The organism is Streptomyces himastatinicus ATCC 53653 (assembly GCF_000158915.1).
GTDB classification, from domain to species: domain Bacteria; phylum Actinomycetota; class Actinomycetes; order Streptomycetales; family Streptomycetaceae; genus Streptomyces; species Streptomyces himastatinicus.
Map to the genome: position 1 here is coordinate 3,497,634 of NZ_GG657754.1, position 2,162 is coordinate 3,499,795.

At 75.6% G+C, this 2,162-nt stretch carries 1 protein-coding gene and 1 pseudogene; both read left to right on the top strand.

Annotated elements, in window-relative coordinates:
* Positions 1-216: 216 nt before the first annotated feature.
* A complete protein-coding gene (locus SSOG_RS14190) occupies positions 217-1,737 on the top strand; it encodes a maltokinase N-terminal cap-like domain-containing protein (RefSeq protein ID WP_009714914.1) in 1,521 nt (506 codons plus the stop codon).
* A 45-nt stretch (positions 1,738-1,782) separates the two neighbouring features.
* Positions 1,783-2,162 (top strand): annotated as a pseudogene (locus SSOG_RS54780) (1,4-alpha-glucan branching enzyme); the annotation flags it as partial.

Below are 2,162 nucleotides of genomic sequence, written 5' to 3' on the forward strand. Positions count from 1 at the left end.
TGGGGGAAAGTGGCCCCTTTGGGTGGGGGCGGCGTTTTCGTCATGGGTTCATGGGCACTCTGACTACTACCACCACCGGCGGAGCCGATCGCGTACTCCGTACTCACCGTACGGACGATCCTCGCCCGACACGTCCCGCACCGTCGCACAGTCAATGCCGCAATCCGGGACACTTTGCCCTGATCTGTCGTGTGCCCGGGGAAAGGACGCGACGCCATGCCGGAAGCTTCGTTCTCCCGGGGGGCACACCACCCGCCGACCGCTACCGCATCAACCGCCGCCGCCAGCACGGCCGCGGCGGCCCGAGGCCCGGACGGCCCAGGGGCCGGGCTGCTCGGCTCGCTCGCGCCGCTGCTCGCCGAGTGGCTCCCCCGGCAGCGCTGGTTCGCGGGCAAGGGCCGCCCCGTCACCGGCTTCGCCCTCGTCTCCGCGACCGAGATACTGCCCAGCCCGCCGGGCGGCACGACCCCCGGGTTACTCCATCTGCTCATCCGCGCCCAGCAGCCGGAACCGCCCGGCCACCGCCACGGCTTCGGCTGCGGCCACCGCCGCGGCGCGGCCGCCAGCGACTGCTACCAGATCCTGCTCGGCGTCCGCACCACCCTGCCGCCCTCCCTCGCCCCGGCGCTCATCGGCCGCCCCAGCGGCGGCCCGCTGGACGGCCGTACCGTGTACGAGGCGCTGGCCGACCCCCGCCTCGCCTCGATCCTCCTGGAGCGGCTCCGCGTCCCCGGCCGTCTGGACCCCCTGCGCTTCGTACGCGAGCCCTCCAGCGCCATCCCCTCCATCCTGCCGCCCCGGCTGATGACGGCCGAGCAGTCCAACTCCTCCGTGGTGTACGGAGATACGTTCATCCTCAAGCTCTTCCGGCGGGTCAGCCCCGGCACCAACCCCGACCTCGAACTCCCCCTCGCCCTCGCCCGCACCGGCTGCACCCGGGTACCCGCCCCCGCCGCCTGGTTCGAGGCCGCCCCGCCGCCGGAGGGGCCTGGTCCGCGTCCGGAACCGTTCACCCTCGGCGTCCTCCAGCCCTACCTCGCCGGGTCCACCGACGGCTGGCAGCTCGCCCTCGACGCCCTCGCCGTACGCGCCGACTTCACCGACGCCGCCCACGCCCTCGGCCACGCCACCGCCGAGGTCCACCTCGCGATGGCCGATGCGCTCCCCGTCTCCGTACTGCGCCGCCCGCAGATCGAACACCTCGCGGCCGCCATGAGCGAACGCCTCGACTCGGCCGCCGCCGCGGTGCCCGCGCTCCAGCCGTACCGGGGCGCGCTGCACGCCGCGTACGAGGACGTCGCCGCCCTCGGCCGCACCGGGCGCACCTGGGCGGCCCAGCGCATCCACGGCGATCTGCACCTCGGGCAGGCCCTGCTGACGGCGGAACGGCAGTGGTCGCTGATCGACTTCGAGGGCGAGCCGTCCCGTCCGCTCGCCGAACGCCGCCGCCCGCAGCCGCCGGTCCGCGACATCGCGGGCATGCTCCGCTCCTTCGACTACGCGGCGGCCGTGGGCGGCCACGACACCCCGCAGGACTGGGCCGGGGGCATGCGTGCCGCCTACTGCGCGGGGTACGCGGAAGCCTCCGGTACGGATCCGCGCGACGAACCGGAGCTGCTGCGCGCCCATGAGACCGACAAGGCGGTGTACGAGGTCCTCTACGAGGCCCGCCACCGCCCCGACTGGCTGCCGGTCCCGATGACCGCGATCCGCCGACTGGCCGCCGCCGTCCGCTGACCCCTCGCCGCTATCCGCCTCCGACACCCCCGGGAGGACCTCCCCGTGACCGCACGACCGCCGTCCGGCCAACACCCGTCCGACGAGGGCCGGGGCCCCGACCCGGCCGCCACCGGCACCAGGACGGGCCCGGCGGTCCCGCCCACGTTCCTCCCCGCCCGAGGCCCGGTCCCCCGCCCCGAGTCCCCTCGGCCCGAGACCGCCCGACCGGGGCGCCCGCACACGGACGCGCCCGGACCCGCCGCCGGGGACGCGTTCGCGGCACGGGACACCCGACCGGACCGCCCGGACACGCACACGCTCGGACCCACCGCCCCGGCCACCGACCCGGACGTCGAGGCCGGGCTACGGGAGGCCGCATCCCCGCGACGGGACCCCCGCTCACCGGAGTCCGCAGGCATCAAACCCAACCCGCGGCCGACGAC